General features: G+C 41.6%; 21 protein-coding genes. 15 read left to right on the top strand and 6 right to left on the bottom strand.

Features of this window, described 5'->3' with window-relative positions; genetic code table 11:
* Positions 1–133: 133 nt before the first annotated feature.
* The 3 genes from AS141_RS19665 to AS141_RS19655 form a co-directional block, all read right to left on the bottom strand.
* Positions 134–1,447 carry a purple acid phosphatase family protein gene (locus tag AS141_RS19665; RefSeq protein WP_232424969.1) on the bottom strand — a complete coding sequence of 438 codons (1,314 nt, stop codon included), beginning with the start codon at positions 1,445–1,447 and terminating at the stop codon, positions 134–136.
* 159 nt (positions 1,448–1,606) lie between these two features.
* On the bottom strand, positions 1,607–2,041 hold the full coding sequence (locus tag AS141_RS19660; protein WP_057939416.1) for a VOC family protein: 435 nt from the start codon (positions 2,039–2,041) through the stop codon (positions 1,607–1,609).
* A 113-nt stretch (positions 2,042–2,154) separates the two neighbouring features.
* Positions 2,155–2,670 (bottom strand): hypothetical protein, encoded by a 516-nt coding sequence (locus AS141_RS19655; protein ID WP_057939415.1) that lies wholly within the window; start codon positions 2,668–2,670, stop codon positions 2,155–2,157.
* Positions 2,671–2,891: 221 nt separating this feature from the next.
* Between AS141_RS19655 and AS141_RS19650 the strand changes: the two genes are divergently transcribed.
* From AS141_RS19650 to AS141_RS19610, 9 genes are all read left to right on the top strand, one after another.
* Positions 2,892–5,270 carry a TonB-dependent receptor gene (locus tag AS141_RS19650; RefSeq protein ID WP_057939414.1) on the top strand — a complete coding sequence of 793 codons (2,379 nt, stop codon included), beginning with the start codon at positions 2,892–2,894 and terminating at the stop codon, positions 5,268–5,270.
* Entirely contained in the window at positions 5,270–6,436 is a 1,167-nt protein-coding gene (locus AS141_RS19645; RefSeq protein WP_057939413.1) for a PepSY-associated TM helix domain-containing protein, read from the top strand. Before AS141_RS19650 ends, AS141_RS19645 begins: the two co-directional genes overlap by 1 nt.
* 377 nt (positions 6,437–6,813) lie before the next feature.
* Positions 6,814–9,186, top strand: a complete 2,373-nt coding sequence (locus AS141_RS19640; RefSeq protein ID WP_057939412.1) for a TonB-dependent receptor — start codon at positions 6,814–6,816, stop codon at positions 9,184–9,186.
* 16 nt (positions 9,187–9,202) lie between these two features.
* Positions 9,203–10,438, top strand: coding sequence for a DUF4374 domain-containing protein (locus AS141_RS19635; protein ID WP_057939411.1), 1,236 nt, complete (start codon positions 9,203–9,205; stop codon positions 10,436–10,438).
* Between the two features lie 106 nt (positions 10,439–10,544).
* Positions 10,545–10,874: a DUF6686 family protein gene (locus AS141_RS19630; protein ID WP_057939410.1), complete on the top strand. Its 330-nt coding sequence runs from the start codon at positions 10,545–10,547 to the stop codon at positions 10,872–10,874.
* Between the two features lie 143 nt (positions 10,875–11,017).
* On the top strand, positions 11,018–11,710 hold the full coding sequence (locus AS141_RS19625) for a hypothetical protein (protein WP_057939409.1): 693 nt from the start codon (positions 11,018–11,020) through the stop codon (positions 11,708–11,710).
* A 194-nt stretch (positions 11,711–11,904) separates the two neighbouring features.
* On the top strand, positions 11,905–12,231 hold the full coding sequence (locus AS141_RS19620) for a hypothetical protein (protein WP_057939408.1): 327 nt from the start codon (positions 11,905–11,907) through the stop codon (positions 12,229–12,231).
* Positions 12,232–12,233: 2 nt separating this feature from the next.
* On the top strand, positions 12,234–12,530 hold the full coding sequence (locus tag AS141_RS19615; protein ID WP_057939407.1) for a hypothetical protein: 297 nt from the start codon (positions 12,234–12,236) through the stop codon (positions 12,528–12,530).
* Positions 12,531–12,539: 9 nt separating this feature from the next.
* Positions 12,540–14,183 (top strand): PepSY-associated TM helix domain-containing protein, encoded by a 1,644-nt coding sequence (locus tag AS141_RS19610; protein WP_082632370.1) that lies wholly within the window; start codon positions 12,540–12,542, stop codon positions 14,181–14,183.
* 44 nt (positions 14,184–14,227) lie between these two features.
* Here AS141_RS19610 and AS141_RS19605 read toward each other — a convergent pair whose 3' ends face one another.
* Positions 14,228–15,730: a potassium/proton antiporter gene (locus AS141_RS19605; RefSeq protein WP_317043056.1), complete on the bottom strand. Its 1,503-nt coding sequence runs from the start codon at positions 15,728–15,730 to the stop codon at positions 14,228–14,230.
* A gap of 51 nt (positions 15,731–15,781) precedes the next feature.
* On the opposite strand from AS141_RS19605, the gene AS141_RS19600 reads away from it, so the two are divergent.
* From AS141_RS19600 to AS141_RS19590, 3 genes are all read left to right on the top strand, one after another.
* On the top strand, positions 15,782–16,159 hold the full coding sequence (locus AS141_RS19600) for a hypothetical protein (RefSeq protein ID WP_057939405.1): 378 nt from the start codon (positions 15,782–15,784) through the stop codon (positions 16,157–16,159).
* Positions 16,160–16,250: 91 nt separating this feature from the next.
* Positions 16,251–16,739 (top strand): hypothetical protein, encoded by a 489-nt coding sequence (locus AS141_RS19595; protein WP_057939404.1) that lies wholly within the window; start codon positions 16,251–16,253, stop codon positions 16,737–16,739.
* Between the two features lie 110 nt (positions 16,740–16,849).
* Positions 16,850–17,389 carry a hypothetical protein gene (locus AS141_RS19590; RefSeq protein ID WP_057939403.1) on the top strand — a complete coding sequence of 180 codons (540 nt, stop codon included), beginning with the start codon at positions 16,850–16,852 and terminating at the stop codon, positions 17,387–17,389.
* Between the two features lie 41 nt (positions 17,390–17,430).
* On the opposite strand, the gene AS141_RS19585 is transcribed toward AS141_RS19590, so the two are convergent.
* Positions 17,431–17,994 (bottom strand): Crp/Fnr family transcriptional regulator, encoded by a 564-nt coding sequence (locus tag AS141_RS19585; protein ID WP_057939402.1) that lies wholly within the window; start codon positions 17,992–17,994, stop codon positions 17,431–17,433.
* A gap of 178 nt (positions 17,995–18,172) precedes the next feature.
* On the opposite strand from AS141_RS19585, the gene AS141_RS19580 reads away from it, so the two are divergent.
* Positions 18,173–18,724 carry a porin family protein gene (locus AS141_RS19580; protein WP_057939401.1) on the top strand — a complete coding sequence of 184 codons (552 nt, stop codon included), beginning with the start codon at positions 18,173–18,175 and terminating at the stop codon, positions 18,722–18,724.
* 49 nt (positions 18,725–18,773) lie between these two features.
* Here AS141_RS19580 and ruvC read toward each other — a convergent pair whose 3' ends face one another.
* Positions 18,774–19,349 (bottom strand): crossover junction endodeoxyribonuclease RuvC, encoded by a 576-nt coding sequence (gene ruvC / locus AS141_RS19575; RefSeq protein ID WP_057939400.1) that lies wholly within the window; start codon positions 19,347–19,349, stop codon positions 18,774–18,776.
* Positions 19,350–19,370: 21 nt separating this feature from the next.
* Between ruvC and AS141_RS19570 the strand changes: the two genes are divergently transcribed.
* Together AS141_RS19570 and AS141_RS19565 are read left to right on the top strand one after the other, a co-directional pair.
* The gene (locus AS141_RS19570; RefSeq protein WP_057939399.1) at positions 19,371–20,501 is read left to right on the top strand and encodes a glycosyltransferase; all 1,131 of its coding nucleotides are present in this window, start codon (positions 19,371–19,373) and stop codon (positions 20,499–20,501) included.
* 3 nt (positions 20,502–20,504) lie between these two features.
* Entirely contained in the window at positions 20,505–20,756 is a 252-nt protein-coding gene (locus AS141_RS19565) for a hypothetical protein (RefSeq protein ID WP_057939398.1), read from the top strand.
* Position 20,757: the final 1 nt, after the last annotated feature.

Raw genomic sequence — 20,757 nt, 5'->3', positions numbered from 1 at the left:
TGAGCGTTTAACTAATTGGAGTAATTATAGTTGGTTCTAAACTAAATTATCGACAATAAATAAGCCAGCTTAACTGAATTATTCCATTACTTTTTATAGCTCTACTGAATTGGAATTATAGATTTCGCTACAATCAATTTTGCTTTTTGTAAGTCTTCATGTATTCCGCCATTTCTTCCGGTGTCATTTTCTTCTCAGATCCTGGAGTAAGTTCTATGGCTTCTTGTATTGCCTTGTTTGCTTTATCAATGAATTCTTTCTGTTTGCCTTCAGATTTGATCAGGTCAAAGGCATCGTATAAATCTCCGGTAGCAGTGTAGGCCCCGTAGCTGAGTCTGTCACCTTCAATGGAAATCAACTGATATAATTGCGTATTGGATGCCGCCCGGTCCATCCATTTATCAAAGGTCAGGTTGTACATTTTGGGGCCACTCACGGAGACTACATACACGGGACCTTGCGCAGCAGGATCCTGATTTGCTACTCCCGAAGGAAGGTTTCTTCCTCTTCCATAGGAATGATCGTGTCCTTGAAGCACGAGATCAACTTTGTATTTGTCAAAAATAGGCTTGAAAGCCTCTCTGAACTCTTTGTTATCACGGCCTGTTCCAGAGGAATAAATCGGGTGGTGAAACGTAATGACAGTCCACTTTTGTGTGTTTTCGGCCAGTACTTTTTCCAACCAAACTCTTTGGATTTCCATGGATTTTTCATCCAAAACAATTTCCTGGGAATTCAGTGAAATCATCCTCAAATCTGAATAATCCAGGTAATAAACAGTTTCTTCAAATTCCTCAGGCCCGTTTTTTGGAAGTGTGAATTGCTTTTTCCAGTGGTAATCCAATACTAAAGTGCCATCTTCTTTTCTATCGTATTCATGGTTGCCCGGAGTACTCACGCTCGGAATCATGGAATTGATGAAGCCACCTGAGTGATTCCATTCGCCCCATTCGGAGTCCGATTGTGTGCTATTGATCAAGTCTCCGGCATGAAGCATAAATGCCGCCTTGGGCAGGTTGGAATAGGCCTGGCGAATAATTCTGGACCACTGGGATTTGAGGTTATTTTGAGCATCGCCAAAGTAAATGAACGAAAATGGAGCCCCTTTTTCCGGAGCTGTGATGAATTGAAACCATTCACTCCAAGTCCCTTCATTTCCTACCCGATAAGCGTATGTGGTGGCAGGTTTTAATCCCCGAAAAGTCACCGAATGATAGTTTGCCTGTACACTGTCCACTTCCAGAAATTGGGTAGTTGCGTCAAAAGTCTCCACACTATCCAGGTAAATCGGCGTATTCGGAGCTAGGATGAACTGGGCTTTTGAGCCCTTTACTTCTGAGGAAGTTCTCCAGGTGACTGACTGGGTGGTCATAGGATCATCAGACCAGGTCAAAATAATCCGATCAGGGAATTCTGATGGATGAAAATCCTGTGCTGATAGATTCATGGTCAGGCTAAAAATAAAAAAAACGGCGATTGATATTTTATTTATATAAATCATGGGATGGGAATTGTATTTGAAATAGCAAAGAAGAAGCTAAAAGATGGGTAAAGTAAGTTTATGGTGTTAAGGAATTCTTAAATCACCCATCTATAGAATCAGAATTTACTCTTCACCTTCTTTCAGTGTATAATTGATCATCCAGCCATTGCCATATTTGTCAATAAAACTGCCGAAATACGCTCCCCAAAATGCTTTCTCATAAGGCATCTCTACTGTACCTCCTTCTGATAATCCCTGAAAATATTCCCTGCCTTTTTCTATGCTATCAGGCATCAGGGAAATGTAATTGTGATTTCCGACGATCAGCTTATGTCCCATACTGGGCATGATGTCGCTTGCCATGATTTTCACTTGATCAGAAAGCATCAAAGTCACATGCATGACGCGCTTCTTTTCGTCTTCACTCAGCTGATCCATGCCCGGGATTTCACTGAAATAATTAAAACCTCCCTCAAATTCTCCTCCCAGAGTTTTTTGGTAGAAGTGCATGGCTTCCTCAGCCTGTCCGTTAAAGTTTAAATAAGAATGGATGTTCATAACAAAATGGGTTTGTGATTTGACTAAATTTTTTATTGCAATTTTAAATCTATAATTGATAGTTGGCCTGCTTTAAAACTGAAATACGACAACATATGTCCGGGCGAAACTATTCAGCATGGGATTGGCAGTTTTAGGTAAGAAATCTGGATGGCGGTAAACGGAAGCCCAAGACCAGCCAACCAAACCAAATGTACATTTCGGGATCGTACGGTTCTGGGTTTGATGTCAAATCTACTTTTCCCTTCATCTATCAGCAGCCTGAAAAAATCTCTGTATTGCCAGAGAATGATCAAATCGAGAACTAGGAGAAAGTCTAAAACAAAGGGCATCCTGCTCCAATGAAGTGAAAGGATTAACATCAGAATATTGCCAATCAGGGGAAGCATCATGGTGCTGCCAAGGAGCTTGTAACGTACAGTGACCAGCAGGTATACAAGTGTGATTTGTGCGATGAACTTTACATAAAATCCCATACCATAAGGTTCTAGTTCTGGAACTAACCAAACTGGATCTATCCATCCAAAAAATTGATGCGCATAAAAAGGCTTTGCCATTCGGTCTGCCCAAAAGGTGAATCCCAAAAAAAGCGGGATGGCTTGAATGGAAAAGTTGAAAAGCTTATTCATGGGCATGGAAAACACCTAGCTAAAATATTCAATTCTTCTTTAAATCTGCACAGGGAGTACTCCAAATTAAAGGAATTTACTTTTTATAAATATTTGGAAACTAGGTGTTTGGTGGAGTGGTGTGAAATTCACGACCTGTTTTATTAGATTAATTCTAAATAATCCTTGTTTAGAATTGGTCTAAGTAATAGGTTTGCAGAATAGTTGAAAATCAAACCAAGATGAATCATAGAATTCTACTCCTTACCAGCCTGTTTTTCCTTTGTGTTTTTAGCACATTTGCCCAGTCTGCCAGCATCAAAGGGTATGTGACTACTTCGGATGATCAGCCGATGGAATTTGTAAATGTCGGTATCAAAGGCCTTGCAAAAGGCAATGCCACTGACAGAAACGGTTTTTTTGAAATCAAGAATATAGCGCCGGGTAGCTACACTTTATATGCTTCTTTTGTGGGGATTGAAAAACAAGAGAAAAATATACAGCTGGGTGCCGGAGAATCTCTTTCGGTAAACTTTGTGTTGGCTGAGAGCTCTACTGATCTGTCAGAAGTAATTGTTACAGACCAGTCTTCCAACAGATTTTACGCCGATAGCAATTTCACAATTGCCAAGCTTCCGCTTACAGACCTTCAAAATCCTCAGGTTTACAACTCGGTTTCTTCCAAATTATTAAAAGAGCAGGTGGTGACCAATATGAATGATGCATTGAAAAATGCAACCGGTGTCACCCGGTTGTGGGAATCTACAGGCCGTGGAGGAGATGGTGCAGAATACTACGCCATGCGTGGTTTTGCTGTGCAGCCTACTATGGTTAACGGAATGCCAAGTTTGAATAACGGTGGTCTGGATCCTGCAAACGTGGAAACTGTCGATGTGATCAAGGGGCCATCAGGGACACTTTACGGAAGTTCTGTGATTTCTTATGGTGGTTTGATCAATATCACTACCAAACGCCCAACTGACACTTTCAAAGGTGAAGTTGGATTCATCACTGGAAGCTATGGGCTGAATAGAATCACTGGTGATGTAAATGTACCTCTGAATGAAAATGCATCCATGCGGGTGAATACAGCTTATCAGTCCAATAATACTTTTCAGGATGCTGGTGGAAGAAACTCATTTTTTATCGCACCATCATTCAAATTCGAAGCTAGCGAAAGACTTACATTCCTGATCAATACTGAGTTTTTGAACTCAAATTCTGTGAATGCTCCGATGATTTTCTTAAACAGAAATAATCCGCTGACGTTTTCTTCTATCGATCTTTTCGAGAAGAATTATGAAAAATCTTTTACTGGAAACGAGTTAAGCATCAATAACGCTTCTTTTGCCCTGCAGGCTCAGGCTTTTTACAAGCTTTCTAATAGCTGGACTTCTCAGACGGTAGTTTCCAGAAGTTCTACCAAAACCGACGGGTATTACCATTATCTATTTGACGGCAGTGACGGAGATTCATTCAACAGGTATATCTCTGATCGAAACGGGCAGACGTTGACTACAGATATACAGCAGAACTTCATCGGTGATTTCACCATAGGTTCCATGAGAAATAAGATGATCGTCGGATTGGATTATTACGACGCGGATATTTTGAATAGCAGCACAGGATGGGTTGGGAATGGCGTTGTGACGCTTTCTGATGGAGCAGATACAGGAGTGTTGACGCAAGCTGGCGTAGATGATTTGCTGAAGGATTCTTTCGAGGGAAATACTACCGGAAACACCCGCATCATGAGTGCTTATGTATCTGATGTGATTGAATTGCTACCACAGCTTTCTGCGATGGCGAGTGTGAGAATAGACAATTTCAAAAACGAAGCATGGGGAACGGATTCTGAAGAAAACACACAAACTGCTGTTTCTCCCAAATTCGGGATCGTGTATCAGCCGGTGAAAGACAAGGTTTCTATTTTTGGGAACTATATGAATGGCTTTGTAAACATCGCACCGGCCACCGTGAGCGATGCTGACGGTACAAATACCAGACTGAAAACTTTTGATCCTGAAAAAGCCAATCAATTGGAATTCGGTGTGAAAACAAACCTTTACAAGGATAAAATCTCGGCCACAGCCAGCTACTACAACATCACTGTTTCTAATAGAGTGATGACTGATCCAAGTAATATTAACAACTCCATCCAAGGTGGTGAAGTAGTAAGTAAAGGATTTGAATTCAGTGTGATCGCCACGCCGGTTGTGGGATTGAATTTGGTGGCAGGATTTAGTAAAAATGACGCTGAAGTAACTGAAGATTATCCAGAGAGCGGCTACCTTGGACTTCGTCCCGAAGAAGCAGGTCCTGAGAACCTGTTCAATTTCTGGGCGAGCTATAATTTCTCAGCTGGTGCACTGAAAGGATTTGGTGTTGGTTTTGGCGGAAATACTGCCAGTGAATATTTGACCATGAACAGAGCAAATATCGGTAGCTTTGCGCTACCTGCATATCAGGTTTTCAATGCTTCACTTTCCTACACTGGCTCCAAATATTACCTGGCCTTGAAAGTAAACAATCTGACAGATCAGAAATATTACTCAGGATGGTCTACGGTGACTCCACAAAATCTGCGAAACGCCTCCATCAGCCTTAATTATAGATTTTGATGAATCTAAAAAAGATAATAAATAAACTTCACCTCTGGCTCGGACTTTCGTCCGGGCTCGTGGTGTTTATTGTGGCTGTGACAGGTTGTATCTATGCCTTTCAGTCAGAAATCAAGGATTTGACTTATCCGTTCCTATTTGTGGAACCACAGGAATCTGCGGTTTTGCCGCCAAGTGAAATCAGTGAAATCGCACAGGAAGCCTACCCTGCAGGACACCTTCATGCTGTGCTTTACCCTACGAAAGAAAAATCTGCGCAGGCTATTTTTTTTAGCTACGGAGAAGGTAACGACCATTATCAAATAGCCTATATTAACCCTTATTCAGGCGAAGTTCTGGAGTTGAGAGATGAATATGCGGATTTTTTCCGATTCATTCTTGATGGGCATTTTTACCTCTGGCTTCCTCCTGAAATAGGCCAGCCAGTGGTCGCAAGTTTTACATTGGTTTTCCTTTTCATGGTGATCTCCGGTTTGATTCTCTGGTGGCCCAAGAAAAAGAAGAATCTCAAGCAGAGTCTGAAGATTAAATGGTCCGCAAGATGGAGGAGGAAGAACTATGACTTGCACCAGGTATTGGGTTTTTACGTGATGATATTTGCATTGGTATTTGCAGTTACAGGCCTGGTCTGGGGCTTTTTGTGGTTTAGAGATGGAGTGTATTTTGTAGCCTCGGGAGGTGAAAAATTTGTAGAATATTATAATCCTGTGTCCGATTCCACCAAGACTTATCAGGGAGAAATACCGGCTTTGGATGCTGTATGGGTGAAAATGAATGCAGCATATCCAGATGCTGAATATATAGAAGTTCATCCTCCAGAATTTGAAGGAGCTGCAATTGCTGCAAATGCAAACCCTGACGCATCGACCTATTGGAAAACTGACTATAGATATTTTGACCAGAACACGCTGGAGGAGCTGCCTGTGGAACATTTTTATAACCGGTTTGAAGAGGCTACCCTGGCTCAGAAAATCATGCGGATGAACTACGACCTGCATGTGGGTGCCATAGCAGGCTTGCCAGGTAAAATTCTTGCTTTTTTCCTGAGTGCGATTATCGCCTCACTTCCCATAACTGGTTTTTTGATTTGGTGGGGAAGAAGAAATAAAGCGAAGAAAGAGCCTGCGGTTCAGGTGAAAGAGAAAATGGTATTGACTGAAGTGTAAGCTTCTTTGAGTCTAAAAGATTGAATGTGGAAAGGTTGCCAGATTTTACAGCCTTTCTACATTTATTTGAAGCGTTGCCTACTAGGTGAAACTCAAGGTTGAGATTGCTTGTGTCTCCGGTCTTCGTTCCTTTAGATCAATGTGAATAGTGCTGTTCGCATCATTGCCCCTAATTGTTTTACTTTTTCTTCAAAAAAACCTCAAAAAAACTGTTCAATTCTTTGTCAGACTGGGTGCCATGCCTTAGATTTGTTTTAATTTAAAATCAATCTAAATAAAGATAAATAAGGTTTACAATACTTTAAAAAGATGAAGCCACACGGCGGCAACCGTATGGCTTCGGGTACTAAACTTTCTAATTCTCCAATTAAAAAGCGATGCAATATAACAAAATATTGTCCATTGTATTTTTGTGCAGTTTTTTCGCCTTCCGGGCATTTGCGCAGCAAAATACCAACCTCAATGGCCTTGTAGCCGATCAAAGCGGTAAGTCAGTTCCGGGGGTTTTGATTAAAATCTCTCCAGTTTCTAAAGGATTAGTCACGGATGCTGATGGGAAATTCTCCATTAACCTTCCTTCGAATAGAAACTACACGCTAGATTTTTCATTTATGGGTTTTGAGGATCTTTCCAAGAATATATCTCTTGGGACAGAGACTCATACCATGAGCATTACCTTGGCAGATGATACCAATGACCTGGAAGAATTTACTGTTTTGGGAAAATCGGAATTGAAGGAAATCAGGGAACGGGCTTTTAATGTTGAAGTTGTAGATGCGCGCAAACTCCATCATACCAATCTTGATTTGGGTCATGCGCTGGATCGGGTGTCTGGTGTTCGGGTGCGGGAAAGTGGTGGAGTTGGATCGAGGATGAACTTTTCCCTTAATGGATTTTCAGGTAAACAGGTGAAATTCTTCATCGATGGGATTCCGATGGATGATTTTGGCACCTCCTTTCAGCTGAACAATATCCCCATCAATCTAGCTGAGCGAATCGAAGTGTATAAAGGTGTAGTACCTATAGGGCTTGGTGCAGATGCACTTGGGGGTGCGGTAAATATTGTCACCAAAAATGTCCAGAAAAACTATGTGGATGTATCCTATTCCTACGGATCATTTAACACGCATCGTACTGTAATCAACACAGCATATGTGGGAAAAAGTGGCTTTACTGTACAGCTAAATGCCTTCCAGAACTATTCGGATAATAACTATTGGATTGATGTGGACGTGGCTGATATCGAAACTGGCAAGTATTATCCTGATCAGCGTGTGCGCAGGTTCCATGATACTTATCATAATGAAACCGTCATTGCCCAGCTTGGCGTACAAGGCAAACCCTATGCTGACAAGCTTTTGATTGGCCTCACAGCGGGGAAAAATTATTCTGAAGTACAAACTGGAGCAAGATTGGTGACTGTCTTTGGGGATTGGCACCGCAAGGGGACCATCCTCATGCCGACTTTTAAATATCAAAAAAGAAACCTCTTTGTATCTGGACTGGATGTGAATGTAAATGCGAATTACAATTTCGGGTCCGAGCAGAATATTGATACTGTAAATCGTCGGTATAACTGGTTTCAACAATATAAAGAATACGATGTCCCTGGTGGCGAAAGATCTTATACCCTATATAAATTCAATAATAACAATGCTGTATTTACAGCCAATGCGCATTACAACTTTGGAAGGGTCCATACCATCGCTGTCAGCAATGTGTTCAATAGTTTCAACAGGATAGGGAGCGACGCATTAAATCCTGATAATGATCGATATGAAGAGCCTCGCAGAAGCCAGAAAAACATTACTGGTCTGAGTTATCAATTGAATTGGGAAGAGGAAGCCAGTATTTCTGCCTTCACCAAGATTTATAACCAAACCAACTATTTTACCATGTCTTATAATCCTTCAGGAGAGTATGGTGATGTGGCTTACCGCAACGAGCGGGAGAATTTCACCTACCCGGGTTTCGGTATTACAGGATCTTATTTTGTCACAGGAAACATACAGGTGAAAGCCTCATTTGAAAGAAGCTATCGTCTACCGGAGCCGGAAGAACTTTTCGGGGATATGGTGAACCTTCAAGGAAATCTGGATCTCCAACCGGAAACAAGTTACAACTATAATGCTGGAGTGAGTATTTACAAACAGCTCAACAGCGACCATAGACTCGATGTGTCTGCCAATGGCTTCTATAGAGATGCGAAGGACTTTATCCGTCCCCGGCTGAATAACAACCAGACCATGCAAGTGATGGACAATCTCTACAGCGTCACCAACATAGGAGTGGAAGGGGAAGTTCGATGGACCTATAGAGATCTTCTTTCAGCAGGCGCAAATATCACCTACCAAAATCTACGCAATAACACTGAATTTGAAGAGGGGCAAACAATCCCAAGCATTGTGTACAGAGATCGGGTTCCAAATATGCCATATCTATTTGGGAATGGGGATTTCAGCGTAATGCTGAAAGATCTGTTAGGCAAAGGCAATGACCTCAACTTTGGATACAATCTCCTTTATGTTCATGCTTTTTACCTCTACTGGCCAAGTCTGGGAAGTGAGAAGTTTGACGTGCCGGAGCAACTATCCCATGATGTGAATGTGACCTATACCACAGGGGATAAGGGAAGACTACAGCTTATCGCTGAGTGCCGAAATATCCTTGACAGTAAACTCTACGACAATTTCAGTCTTCAGAAGCCCGGACGGAGCTTCTCTGGAAAAATCAGATACTTTATTTATTAATTCTTATTCAATACTTATGCAAACCAACTTTAAATTTCTCTACGCTTTTGTAGCAGTCCTAGCCATTGGGTTTTCCAGCTGTGACTCTGATGATCCACAACCTGGGCCAGTGACCCCGGCAGGAGAAAGCAGATTTATCATCGCCTCTACGCCACTCGCCTCTGATGGAGTGGCTGATTACCTATTAACTGCAGAAAGCCTGACCGAAGGGACTGTGAGTACCCTTGGAAATGGAGTGGAGCAGGATGGGACTTATCGCTACTATGTAACCCATAAAAACAAGTTTTTCAGCATGCTTTACGGTCAGGGAAATCCCGGTGCGGTGACTACCTATGAATTGAATACTGAGGGTGCTTTAGAAAAGTTATCCGACTTCCAATCGGAAACTGTACAGGCTTTCGGTGCAATGAATGACGATATCGTGATGGCGAAAATTTCAAGAAATTCTGCTGACCCGGTATCCTCTTGGTATAGATTGGATGCAGATCAACTACAGATTGTTGCCGATGGCAAGTGGGACCAGAAGGAAATAGCCGGCAATGGAGAGCAGGCGTTTTTCACCTGGGTCACCCAGGTGGGAGATAAGCTTTTTGCTCCATATTTCAGCATGAAGGCCTGTTGCAATGACAGCTTTGGAACCAGCTACCCGGACAGCGCTTGGATCGCGGTCTTTGATTACCCAAGCATGGAACTGAATAAGGTGATCAAAGATGATAGAACCAGCTTCATTGGAAGATATTTCCTTTCAGGGCTTGAAGTAGATGAGCAAGGTGATACTTATGCTTTTTCTTCTTCGGTTGCTACTTCAAACGGAGCAATGACTTCTACACTTCCTTCCGCTTTTACCCGAATCAAAAAGGGTGAATTAGAATTTGACCAGTCTTACTATTTCAATGTGGAGGAGCTTGCTGACGACTATTATATCACTGCAAAGACCTACGCAGGCAATGGTAAATTCATCCTGACTATGAATAAGGAGAAAGGTGCTTATACTACAGGAAACCGCTTTGGTGTGGCTGATGTGTATAACAAGACATTCACTTGGGTGACTGGCGCTCCCTCAGAATCCGAAATCGTGAGTGTGACGATCAATAATTATTCAGAAAGAAATGGACTTGCCTACATCGGTATCACTACCGAAACTGGAAGCTGGGTGTATGAATTCAATGCCAATACAGCTACTGCCAAAGAAGGTTTGAAAGTCGATGGAGGTAGAATAACTGCAATCAGTAAGCTGGAAGTAGCCGAGTAGTTGTCTTAAAAAACTAAGTCCTGGGAATTTAGCTGCATTTGAAAACTAAACCGACAAACGCTCTTATCCCAGGCACCAATTTCTTTTCCTCTAAAACCATCCGTTTATGTCAGCATGTAGAACAGAAATTATCTATCAAAGTGAAGATTTTATTTTCACTAAATGCAGTGACTGTGATCGCTTAGGATTGATGTACAGACAGGTAATGATCAGCTTTGATGAGCCGAATTTCGATGCATTTCGAAGATATCTGGAGCGGATGGAATTTGAATTTGAAAAGTATCCCTTCTTTGATGGGGTGGATCGTGTGGTGATCGAGACCTATCATCCTGATGTTCAGTTTACCTTGCTGGAGGAAGAATTTTATCGGCTAAAAGCCCACGTGGTCGAAGCAAATACGCAGTTACAGTTACTGGAATTAATCAGGAAGATGTAAGGCATTGCAACCAAAGACATCTGCCTGTAGAAAGGGGAGACGTAAGGATTGATGATCCCAGCTTCTGGAGAAGTAGGGAAACAATTAACTAGTAGTGAAAACTTTGTGAAACTTAATGCCTTTGTGGCTAAAAAAACAGAAACATGAACACGCAAAACTTAAAATTCCTTTATCTGACGATTATGTTCTTCATGATTGTCGCCGGAGTGCAGGCACATGCCCTCTGGATCCATACATCTTCTAAAGCCAAAAAAGGGGAGGAGCATCCTTACCGAATCTATTATGCTGATTATCATGAAAATGCCATCGAGCCTGTTGCGAACTGGTATTCGGATGTTAAGGAGTTTGAACTGTGGCTGATTAGCCCTTCCGGCAAGAAAACTAAATTGGAACCAACCGCCACGGATGAATACTTCCGGGGAGCATTTGTGCCTGAAGAAGATGGAGAATATAGACTGGAAATAAGCCATACTGCAGATCCTGGTGAAAGTAAAACTGCTTATCAGTTTAATGCTTATGCACAGATTTGGGTGGGAAAAGGTAAATCAAAGGCCAATGTAGAGAATGATTTGGCCTTGATCAAAGGCCAAAAATCATCAGAATACGAAGTACTATTTAAAGGAAATCCCTTGCCGGACGGTGAATTACTAGTGCTCGGGCCTGATGCGAAGACACAGGAATTAAAGACAGGGAAAAATGGTAAAACCGGAATTGATCTATCAGAAACGGGGATATACTTTGCTGAGGCAACCCATACGGAGAAACTTCCCGAAAATGATCCTTCGGGACTGAAAGCGATTTGGAGATGTGCCACTCAAGCTATTGAAGTTAACTGATTAAAGGGATATGATTGGGTCATTTTTAAATCTGTTTTTTGAACTGTGAGCTTTTCTTTTTTAACTCCTATTGTTTCTGCATCAGGAGAATCTTCCTTGCTAGATTCCCCTGGTGCCTTTCGTTTCCCTTCCTGTTTCCTGATTTGTAAGTTAAATGTTGCTCAGCAACACAAATCTATTAACCAGATAAATGTATGATTACACTTAGTATAATAAGCTGTTTTTTGGGTTTTGAGTTTTTCTATCAAACCTCCAAAAAAGCAATCCTAAGCAGACCGGATAAGATGGCAGCTTGGTTTAATTCGAACGAAAAAACAGCTCAAAGTTTAGGCGTTATTCTTCTGCTCAGTTCTATGGCTCTGACCATTTTTCATCTGGGAATTGGAGCAGGAGTTTTTGCTTTTGCATGTATCTTAATGATGGTGGGGAGTCTTGTCGTCCTGATTTCACCTATTTGGAAGCTAAATGGCTTCTGGTTGGTGGCAGGATTTGGATTGATGTTTTTAATTGAAATGCTTTAATCATGCCTGCTAACAAAAAGTATTTAACCCCCACCTTCCTACACAGATTCATCCGAATTACTGCAGGGCTGATCGGTGGCTACGCTGTCACCGTTTCATTTTTTTTGGCACTCTCCTTTTGGCTGGATAAAGTATCCGTATTGTTTACGCTGGTTTTCGGTGGCTTTTTGGTTTGGGTAGGATTGATGATCGTCGCATTTATAGCCAAAAGCGGCTGGAAAATATGGGCTATTTATGTTTTTCTTACCCTATGTTTTTCAACAATTATATATCTCAATCAGCATTCAGCAGGAATTTAATCGGTAACTATGAGTAACAGGATCTACAATATTTTATTTCACACGCATACAATTTCCGGAATTGTCATCAGCGTGGCGTTGTATGTAATTTTCTTTGCGGGATCATTCTCTTTTTTTAGAGATGAGATAGTGAGCTGGGAACGAAATGAACCGCTTTCTGAAGGCTGGATGCTGCAAGAAATGGATTTTGATCGGGTGCTCGATACGCTGGATGAAAGAAAAGGGATATCCAAGAGGGATATTTCCTTCAACCAACATTATGATGAGCAGCGTACAGGAGTGAGTATTTCTGCTCCTAAAGATGCCAAAATCAAAGAAGGCGAAGGAGGAAGAGGTCGTGGAGGAAGGGGAGATTTTTTTTACATGAATACAAATGATCTCAATACATATGATTACCAAAAATCATATTCCTTCGGGGAGTTTCTATACCGTCTTCATTTCTTTGCCCAGCTGAATTTCTTTGGGAGGTCAGGTTATCTACTTGCTGGGATTATTGCATTTTTCTTTCTTTTCGCAGTGGTCACGGGAGTGGTTGTCCACTGGAAAAAAATCATCAGCAATTTTTACGTCTTTCGACCGAATAATAGTATCAAAAATCTGTGGACAGATGCCCATACAGCATTGGGGATTATTGGTTTACCATATCAATTTATGTTCGCCCTCACAGGTGTATATATTATTGTGGGGCTTTCTATTATGTCTCCGTCGATCATTTCGTACATATATGAGGGAAATCAGGAAAAGGCGTACGATGATTTTGGGTTTAATTCCCCGAAATTTGAATTTGCGGGGAAGCCGCTGGAAAGAGACTTTTCGGTAAATGAGCTCCTTGATCAGACAAAGCAAAAGTGGCCTGAATTCCATGTCCATAATGCAAGCATTTTTAATTATGGAGATGAGAACATGCATGTACAATTTACAGGTAAATCAGATTTCAATAAGAAATTTGCCAGCGCAGGCACCCTCATCTATCGCGTGTCAGATGGCGCTATTGTGACTGAGGAAAGCCCTTTTCATAAGGTGTCTTATCTCGATGGTGCACGAGCGGTGATTTTGCGCTTACACTTTGGGGATTTTGGAGGTAAAGGACTGAAATTGGTTTATTTCGCACTTGGCTTGTTGACTTGTTTTGTGATTATCTCGGGAGTTATGATCTGGCTTGTAGCTAGGGACAAGAAGCATGTTTCACCTGCAAAAAGAAAGTTCAATGCCTGGCTTGTATGGTTCTACCTAGCAGGATGTTTGAGTATGTTCCCCGTGACAGCATTTACATTTGTAATGATTAAAGTTGGTTTGCAAGATCCTGATGCAGATCGAATGGGCTTTATTTTCCAGACTTTTTTCTGGTCGTGGCTTGCGCTCACTCTCCTTTTTACTTTTATCAGAAGCAATACCATTACAACTAAATTTACGCTTATTATTGGCGGAATTATCGGGCTTGGAGTGCCTTTGGCAAACGGGTTTATCTCAGGTAATTGGCTGTGGGATACGATGAGAACCGGCCAAACCGATATATTCTTGATCGATGCGCTTTGGTTAGTGGTGTCGGTATCTGCGATAGTAATAGGTTTAAAAATGAAAATATCTGGCACCACTTCCGAACCTGCAAAACAGGCAGAGTTAAGAAGGAAAGCTACCGTAGCAGTGGGTTGATTTTTTGCGTTGGCGGGGTGATGATTCTGACTCCGCCAACTATTTTAGAGGTAGAGCAATTGCTTTATCTGATCCTCTTCTTTGTCATTTTCTGTCATGATCATCAGTTCGTCTCCATCTTCCAAGGTAGTCTGCCCATTTGGAGTGATGAATTTGCCGTTTCGTTTCACCAGCACAATAAGCGAAGTATGAGGAAAGCCAAGTTCAAGGATTTTCTTTCCCTGCACAGGACTGTTTTCCGGGAGTTGAATTTCCAGTATAGCATTTTTGAAATCATCTGAAAGTTCAATGTCCAGCATTGATCGTTTTTTCAAAGAAGCAGGAAGTGAGAGATGTAGAAGCTTAGCTGCCAACGGTAAGGTGGTAGCTTGGATTGCAACGGATGCCAGCACAATAAAAAACACGATATGGAATATCACCGAGGACATTTCAATATTTTTTATCAATGGCAGCGTGGCAAACACTATGGGAACTGCACCTCGTAGACCAACCCAGGAGATAAACGTTTTTTCGCGAAGCTTGAATTTGAAAAATGAGAGAGAAATAAACACTCCAAGCGGTCTGGCAATAAATATTAAAAAGAGAGCAGCCAGGATTGCTACTCCAGAAACCGGCAACAGTTGCTTTGGGAACACAAGCAACCCCAGGGTGATGAACATGACTACCTGCATAAGCCAGGCAATGCCATCAAAAAATTTCGTGAGACTTTTTTTATGGGCCATTCTTCCATTCCCCACTGTGATTGCACTGATATAAACTGCCAGAAAACCGTTTCCTTTCAGCAGATCCACCACTGTGTAAGTAATGAGAACCAATGCCAAAAGCATCACAGGATAAAGGCCTTCAAAATCCAGTTTGACTTTGTTGATCAGCAGTACGGTGAGCCTTCCAAATAGCCATCCCAGAAGACCACCTACCGCCATTTGGATTAAAAATAATGGGATGATTTCCCAGATTGATCCTGTTTCCAGAGTAATCAGCCCTAAGATTGAAACGGTAAGGAAATAGGCCATAGGGTCATTGCTTCCGCTTTCCAACTCTAGGAGAGGACGAAGATTCCCTTTCAGTCCTATGCTTTTTGCCCGTAGAACAGAAAAAACCGCTGCGGCATCTGTGGAGGATACGATCGATCCTAGGAGTAAACTTTCCAGAAAAGTGAGCTCTGTGATCAAATAAACAAAACCACCGAGCGAAAAACTCGTAATCAATACGCCCAGTGTGGAAAGCGATATGCCCGGCTTGAGAACGGGTTTGATGCTTGGCCACTTGGTGTCGAGACCACCGGAGTAGAGAATGTAGGTCAGGGCGATGATGCCCAGGAATTGGGCAATGGCAGGATTGTCAAACCGAATTCCACCGAGTCCATCTGATCCCGCCAGCATTCCGACACCCAGGAATATCAAAAGCATTGGGATGCCTGTTTTGCCGGCAGTCTTGCTGGCGAGAACTCCTGCCAATAATAAAAGTGAACTGATTAAAAGTATATTTTCGGCGGTGACAGTCATAGATATATGATGGGAATAGACCAAAATTAACAAAAGATTCATTTACTTTTGCGTCAGATTCAACCTCAGGAGTGCCAACTTCCATAAAGTAGAATGAAAAAACTTAATTCCCTTATATACCTTTTTTACCATCTCCTGCTGTGGGTTATTTTACCTACTACAGGATTGGGTGCCCAGGTATTGGCAAGTGAAGTAGGTGATGGCAGCCATTACAGGATATCGAAGGGGAATGCCAATTTTTCTGAATTCCAACAATGCGTCATTCCAGACTGGAATAGGGGCAATTCCCATGAATCCCGGCAAAATCTGCTTTCGGAAACAGGACATTGGCCTGTTCTTTTTTCATCTGTGTATAAGCCGACAGTTAGATTTACTAGCTTAGAAACGTTAAACCCATTTTTTTCAAATACTCCTGTTTTGGGAGCTTTGACCGTTACTAAAATCATCTTTCCTTTTCATTATTTCTGGTAAAACGGACCGCAATTCAACTTGACATTGCTATATCCTTCTGACTTATTTAAGTCGGACAGGACTGATATTCCATTTTATCAATCAATAACTAATGAGTGAACTAACCTTAATTATCTTATCGGTCACTTTGACCGGAATGGTGTGCCTACCGTTAATTTTCAATCATTTCAAACAAAAGACTAAAGGCAATCTGCTGAAGGAAAGACTCAAAGCTGAGGCACAAGTAGAGCACCTGAAAGCTGGTGATTTTGAAACTTGGCGTGAAGTATACTGCTTGGGTCTGGATCAACAAAACAATCAACTGCTTTTTCTGAGTTTACTGGAAAATGAAAACCTAGTTCAGAAAATAGACCTTGAGACAGTCCGACTCTGCAGACCTACCAGACAATTTCGGGAAACGAAAGAAGGTAAGGAGAAGCGACAGATCATCAGTAAGATTACCTTGATGCTGGATCATTTTGACGAGCAAAAATCACCAGTTCAACTTGAGTTCTATGATGAGAACAAAAGTGATTATATGATCAACGAGTGGGAGCTGGCGCAAGCTTGGTCTGAGAGGATAAATAAACTGAGAAATTAATAGGAAAGGGAAGCTGATCGGCTTCCCTTTTTCTTTTCAATACAGTTTTCAATGCTGTTAATTCTCTTTTCATAAAATTTCCTATTTTGGCTGCCTAAACCCTTTTTTATATGGCACAAGCAAGCGAACTGGCTCCTGGGAGTAAATTGATCCATCCAAAATTCGGGGTCGGAATGATCCTTTCTGTAGATGAAACGTATTACAAAATCTATTTTTACACCACCGAAGAGGTCAAAACACTCGCAAGAGATTACGAGGGCTTCACAGTGGAGGAGGCAAAAATGCCTGACTTTCCTATACTTACCTTAAAAGATGTAGAAAAGGCCATCAAGGAGGCATTATTTCAAACCACTGAAAGAGCTCCTATCGTGCCTTTGGGAGGAAAATGGATGGGGGGCACTGTAGTGTTTGAGCCAAATGATGTCTCGCTTCAATCTAAAGAAATCCCGATGGCTACATTCTTTCATAAGATCGTGATGGTAAGGGAGAAGCTTCGCGTATTAGAGCAAAATATCAATAACCATCCGAAATTGGATGACGAAGATCGCATCAATATGCAACAATACATTACCCGATGTTATGGTTCTCTGACTACTTTCAATGTGCTTTTTGCATACAAGGAAGATCAATTTAAGGGAAGTGGCAATTGATTTCGGATGTCAGATTTATGATTTTGGATTATTGACGGGGGTCAGATTCTCGCTCTGATACGACTAAGGGTCTCTATAGTCATATCTAGAAATGAAGCAATTTGACCTACAGAGGCCTTGTGGATTACCTTTGGCCGATAGTGCATCAGTTCGAGGTATCTTTCCCTAGCGGTTTTGAATTTATTGAAAATCTGATGCTCTTCAAGCACGATGTAATATTGCTCTAATATCATCCTGTAAGCCCTTTCCAGTTCGGGATAGGCTATGAAACACGATTGAAGCGCATCATAGGAGATTTTAAATACTTTACTTTTCTCCATCGTCTCGATATTTTCATAGGATGGTTTTCTGGTGATAAAGGAGTGCATAGCGGTCACAAATTCCTCATCCAATGTAAAAGAAACCGTGATGTCTCTGTTTTCCCGAATGTAGTAGCTCCTTGCGGAGCCCACTGCTACAAAATATAAATAGTTGCTTACTTGGCCTTCTCTTTCTAGTAAGAAGCCCTTTTCGACTTCAAATTCTTCCAGGTGATTGGCAAAAGCCCACTTGGCTTCATCACTTGTGGTAGGAAATTTGCTGAGTAGGCTTAAGAAATTTTCCATTTATTCGTTACTAAAAAGTTACAGTGGTTAGATAAAATTCATGGGCATGCTTTAATTTGTGCAGTTAATTTAAAAAGATGCACAGTAACTTCAGCTCTTAATACTCTGAAATATCTCCGCTTTAGCCTTAAAAACCTTTTAATTCTACAAATTTATTTTCCTAAACAAATTAATATCTATGAAAAAACTTTTGGTAATAGTATTCGCGCTAGGCTTCTTCGGTACAGCTCAGGCTCAATTTGGGGCTCGTGCAGGGTTTAGCAGTGCTAATTTCTCGGACTTTGACACTGATCCTCTTGCCGGATTCCATATTGGAGCCTATTATAAGAAAGACTTGGGATTTATATCTGTTGAGCCTGGAATTCAATATTCTCAAAAGGGGTTTAAGAATCTTATGAATGGATCTCCGTCCACAGAAAAAGAACTTTTGGGTTATGTGGACGTACCTGTCTTAGTCCGTGTTAATTTCCTTCCATTCCTTAATGTTTTTGCGGGTCCCCAAGGTTCTGTACTGGTGTCTAGGAAGCGTGAGTTTTCAGATGGTAGCACCGAATCTACCACAGAGCCTATCAAAGGATATGATATAGCAGGCGTTGTCGGGGTCGGTGCTAATTTACCACTTGGGTTGAACGCACAGGTAAGTTACGATATAGGATTCCAAAGTGCGAACTATTATAATCAGGATGTCAAGAACAATGTCCTGAAAATCTCATTGGGATATGATTTCTAAGTGATTTCTGCTCTCTAAAATTCATTAAAACCCGGTTTGCGCCGGGTTTTTATTTTTTCAGTCGATCAGGATTCTCCTCTATAAAGGATTTCCAGCCAGCATTTCTACCTTTTGTCTGAATTCTTCCTTCGTGAAAATGATGGCAAAGGGCCACAGCCAAAGCATCTGTGGCGTCCAGCATTTTTGGAAGTTCTGTAATGGAGAATAGCGTCTGAAGCATCGCGGCGACCTGTTCTTTAGAGGCGTTTCCATTGCCTGTCACAGATTGCTTTACTTTTTTAGGAGAATACTCTGTAATGGGGATCTCTCTAGCTAGTGCTGCTGCCATCGCTACCCCTTGCGCACGTCCCAGCTTGAGCATGGATTGGACATTTACTCCAAAAAATGGTGCTTCCAAAGCTACACTATCGGGCATAAATTCCTCTAAAATCCCGGTAATCCGTTCAAAAATTTTTTTAAGTTTCAGTTCATGTGTTTCATATTTTTTGAGATGAATCACGCCGTATTGTAAGAGTTTGTATTTTTTGCCTTCCGTCAAAATCACTCCGTAACCCATTACATTGGTCCCGGGATCTATCCCTAATATGATTTTTTCCTTTGTCGCTTTTTCTTGTTCTTTGCTCACTCCTGCAAGTTAGCCCAAAACATGCTAAGTTTTTACCTGATCTGGTCTCTGAGTTACTTCACATTGCTGTGGTGGATGAGTAGATTTTGGTCTGGCAGAAATGATTTTCCGCTAACTCACTCATTTTCTCCGCTAGTGACGCTCGTTATTCCTCTGCGGAACGAAGAAGAAAATATCCCTGATTTGATACTCAGTCTGAAGAAGCTTCAGTATCCTAATCTTGAGATTCTTTTGGTAGATGATTATTCTGATGACGGCTCGTTTCAGTCTCTGATGAAGGGTGTTGAAGGAATGGCCAATGTCAAGCTCCTTTATAGTCTGAATCCAGGGAAGAAAAGTGCCTTGGAATATGCAGTGAAACTGGCCACGGGAGAAATCATTTTATGCTCCGATGCAGATTGTAGGTTTCCGGAATTTTGGGTGGAAAAGATGATTTTGCCTTTTCAGAATGACAGCACTCAGCTAGTGGCCGGGCCAGTTCTGGTGGAGGGGAAAGGTAAGTTTATGGAGCTGTTCCAAGTTTTGGACTGGGCAAGTATTTTGCTTATGACCAGTTATTCGTTTGCCAACAAGTTTCCTTTGATGTGCAGCGGGGCTAACCTTGCCTATAGAAAGGAGGCTTTCCAGAGCGTAAAAGGATACCAGGGAAATCGGGAGTTTGCTTCGGGGGACGATGAGTTTCTTTTAAAAAAAATCCACAAGATATATGGGGAAGATGCCTGTTGTTATTTCTGCTCGCCGGATACGTTGGTCTATACAAAACCCGCTGCTAGCTGGAAGTCAATGATCAACCAGCGTATTCGCTGGGCGAGTAAGTGGAAGGCCCATTTTTCTGTTTCGCATGCGATATCCGCTGTCGGAGCATTTTTTGTTCAGTTAGGATGGATTGGAAGTTTTTCATTGCTCTTTCTTGGGCAAAAAGGAGTTCTGACTTTTGGGGTAGTTTGGTTGATAAAGATAGTTGCCGAAAGAATTTCATTGGGTAAAGTTTTAAAGACGTTTGGAATCGAACTAAGTAATCTATCCAGAATTCAAACCTCCTTTGTACATTCATTCTATGTCTTGTGCGTGGGAATCGGTGGTTTGCGCGGAAAATTTATTTGGAAAGGCAGGGGTAACTGGAGAAGTGTTAATTTAGAATCTGAAATTTGAATCATGAGCGACGCAGAATTTGAGTTGCTGGACGAGCTCTACTTCGTCCAGGCTTACAGCTATCTAGTAGAAGCATTGGGTTGGGAAGAGAAATTGTTGTTAGCTACTTTGCAATCCCTTTTCTCTCAAGGGTATATTAAATGTTTGGATAATCCGGATACCGAAAGATTTGGGGCGGTTGACATCATGAAAGAAGGTAGGGACTTATATTTTTTGGCAACAAAAAATGGCCTTATGGCACATAACACACTTTAGA

The sequence above is a fragment of the Algoriphagus resistens genome (assembly GCF_001442615.1).
In the GTDB taxonomy this organism is placed as follows: Bacteria; Bacteroidota; Bacteroidia; order Cytophagales; family Cyclobacteriaceae; genus Algoriphagus; species Algoriphagus resistens.
Note: the sequence above shows the minus strand (reverse complement) of the source record. Positions and strands in the feature narration are given on the sequence as shown.

Coding starts and splice junctions, on each gene's coding strand:
- AS141_RS19645 (WP_057939413.1), top strand. CDS start 5,270: ATGAATCTAAAAAAGATAATAAATAAACTTCACCTCTGGCTCGGACTT.
- AS141_RS19665 (WP_232424969.1), bottom strand. CDS start 1,447: ATGAATCTATCAGCACAGGATTTTCATCCATCAGAATTCCCTGATCGG.
- AS141_RS19595 (WP_057939404.1), top strand. CDS start 16,251: ATGAGTGAACTAACCTTAATTATCTTATCGGTCACTTTGACCGGAATG.
- AS141_RS19605 (WP_317043056.1), bottom strand. CDS start 15,730: ATGAATCTTTTGTTAATTTTGGTCTATTCCCATCATATATCTATGACT.
- AS141_RS19590 (WP_057939403.1), top strand. CDS start 16,850: ATGGCACAAGCAAGCGAACTGGCTCCTGGGAGTAAATTGATCCATCCA.
- AS141_RS19580 (WP_057939401.1), top strand. CDS start 18,173: ATGAAAAAACTTTTGGTAATAGTATTCGCGCTAGGCTTCTTCGGTACA.
- AS141_RS19610 (WP_082632370.1), top strand. CDS start 12,540: ATGAGTAACAGGATCTACAATATTTTATTTCACACGCATACAATTTCC.
- AS141_RS19635 (WP_057939411.1), top strand. CDS start 9,203: ATGCAAACCAACTTTAAATTTCTCTACGCTTTTGTAGCAGTCCTAGCC.
- AS141_RS19640 (WP_057939412.1), top strand. CDS start 6,814: ATGCAATATAACAAAATATTGTCCATTGTATTTTTGTGCAGTTTTTTC.
- AS141_RS19585 (WP_057939402.1), bottom strand. CDS start 17,994: ATGGAAAATTTCTTAAGCCTACTCAGCAAATTTCCTACCACAAGTGAT.
- AS141_RS19615 (WP_057939407.1), top strand. CDS start 12,234: ATGCCTGCTAACAAAAAGTATTTAACCCCCACCTTCCTACACAGATTC.
- AS141_RS19630 (WP_057939410.1), top strand. CDS start 10,545: ATGTCAGCATGTAGAACAGAAATTATCTATCAAAGTGAAGATTTTATT.
- AS141_RS19565 (WP_057939398.1), top strand. CDS start 20,505: ATGAGCGACGCAGAATTTGAGTTGCTGGACGAGCTCTACTTCGTCCAG.
- AS141_RS19625 (WP_057939409.1), top strand. CDS start 11,018: ATGAACACGCAAAACTTAAAATTCCTTTATCTGACGATTATGTTCTTC.
- AS141_RS19660 (WP_057939416.1), bottom strand. CDS start 2,041: ATGAACATCCATTCTTATTTAAACTTTAACGGACAGGCTGAGGAAGCC.
- AS141_RS19655 (WP_057939415.1), bottom strand. CDS start 2,670: ATGAATAAGCTTTTCAACTTTTCCATTCAAGCCATCCCGCTTTTTTTG.
- AS141_RS19570 (WP_057939399.1), top strand. CDS start 19,371: ATGCTAAGTTTTTACCTGATCTGGTCTCTGAGTTACTTCACATTGCTG.
- AS141_RS19600 (WP_057939405.1), top strand. CDS start 15,782: ATGAAAAAACTTAATTCCCTTATATACCTTTTTTACCATCTCCTGCTG.
- AS141_RS19620 (WP_057939408.1), top strand. CDS start 11,905: ATGATTACACTTAGTATAATAAGCTGTTTTTTGGGTTTTGAGTTTTTC.
- AS141_RS19650 (WP_057939414.1), top strand. CDS start 2,892: ATGAATCATAGAATTCTACTCCTTACCAGCCTGTTTTTCCTTTGTGTT.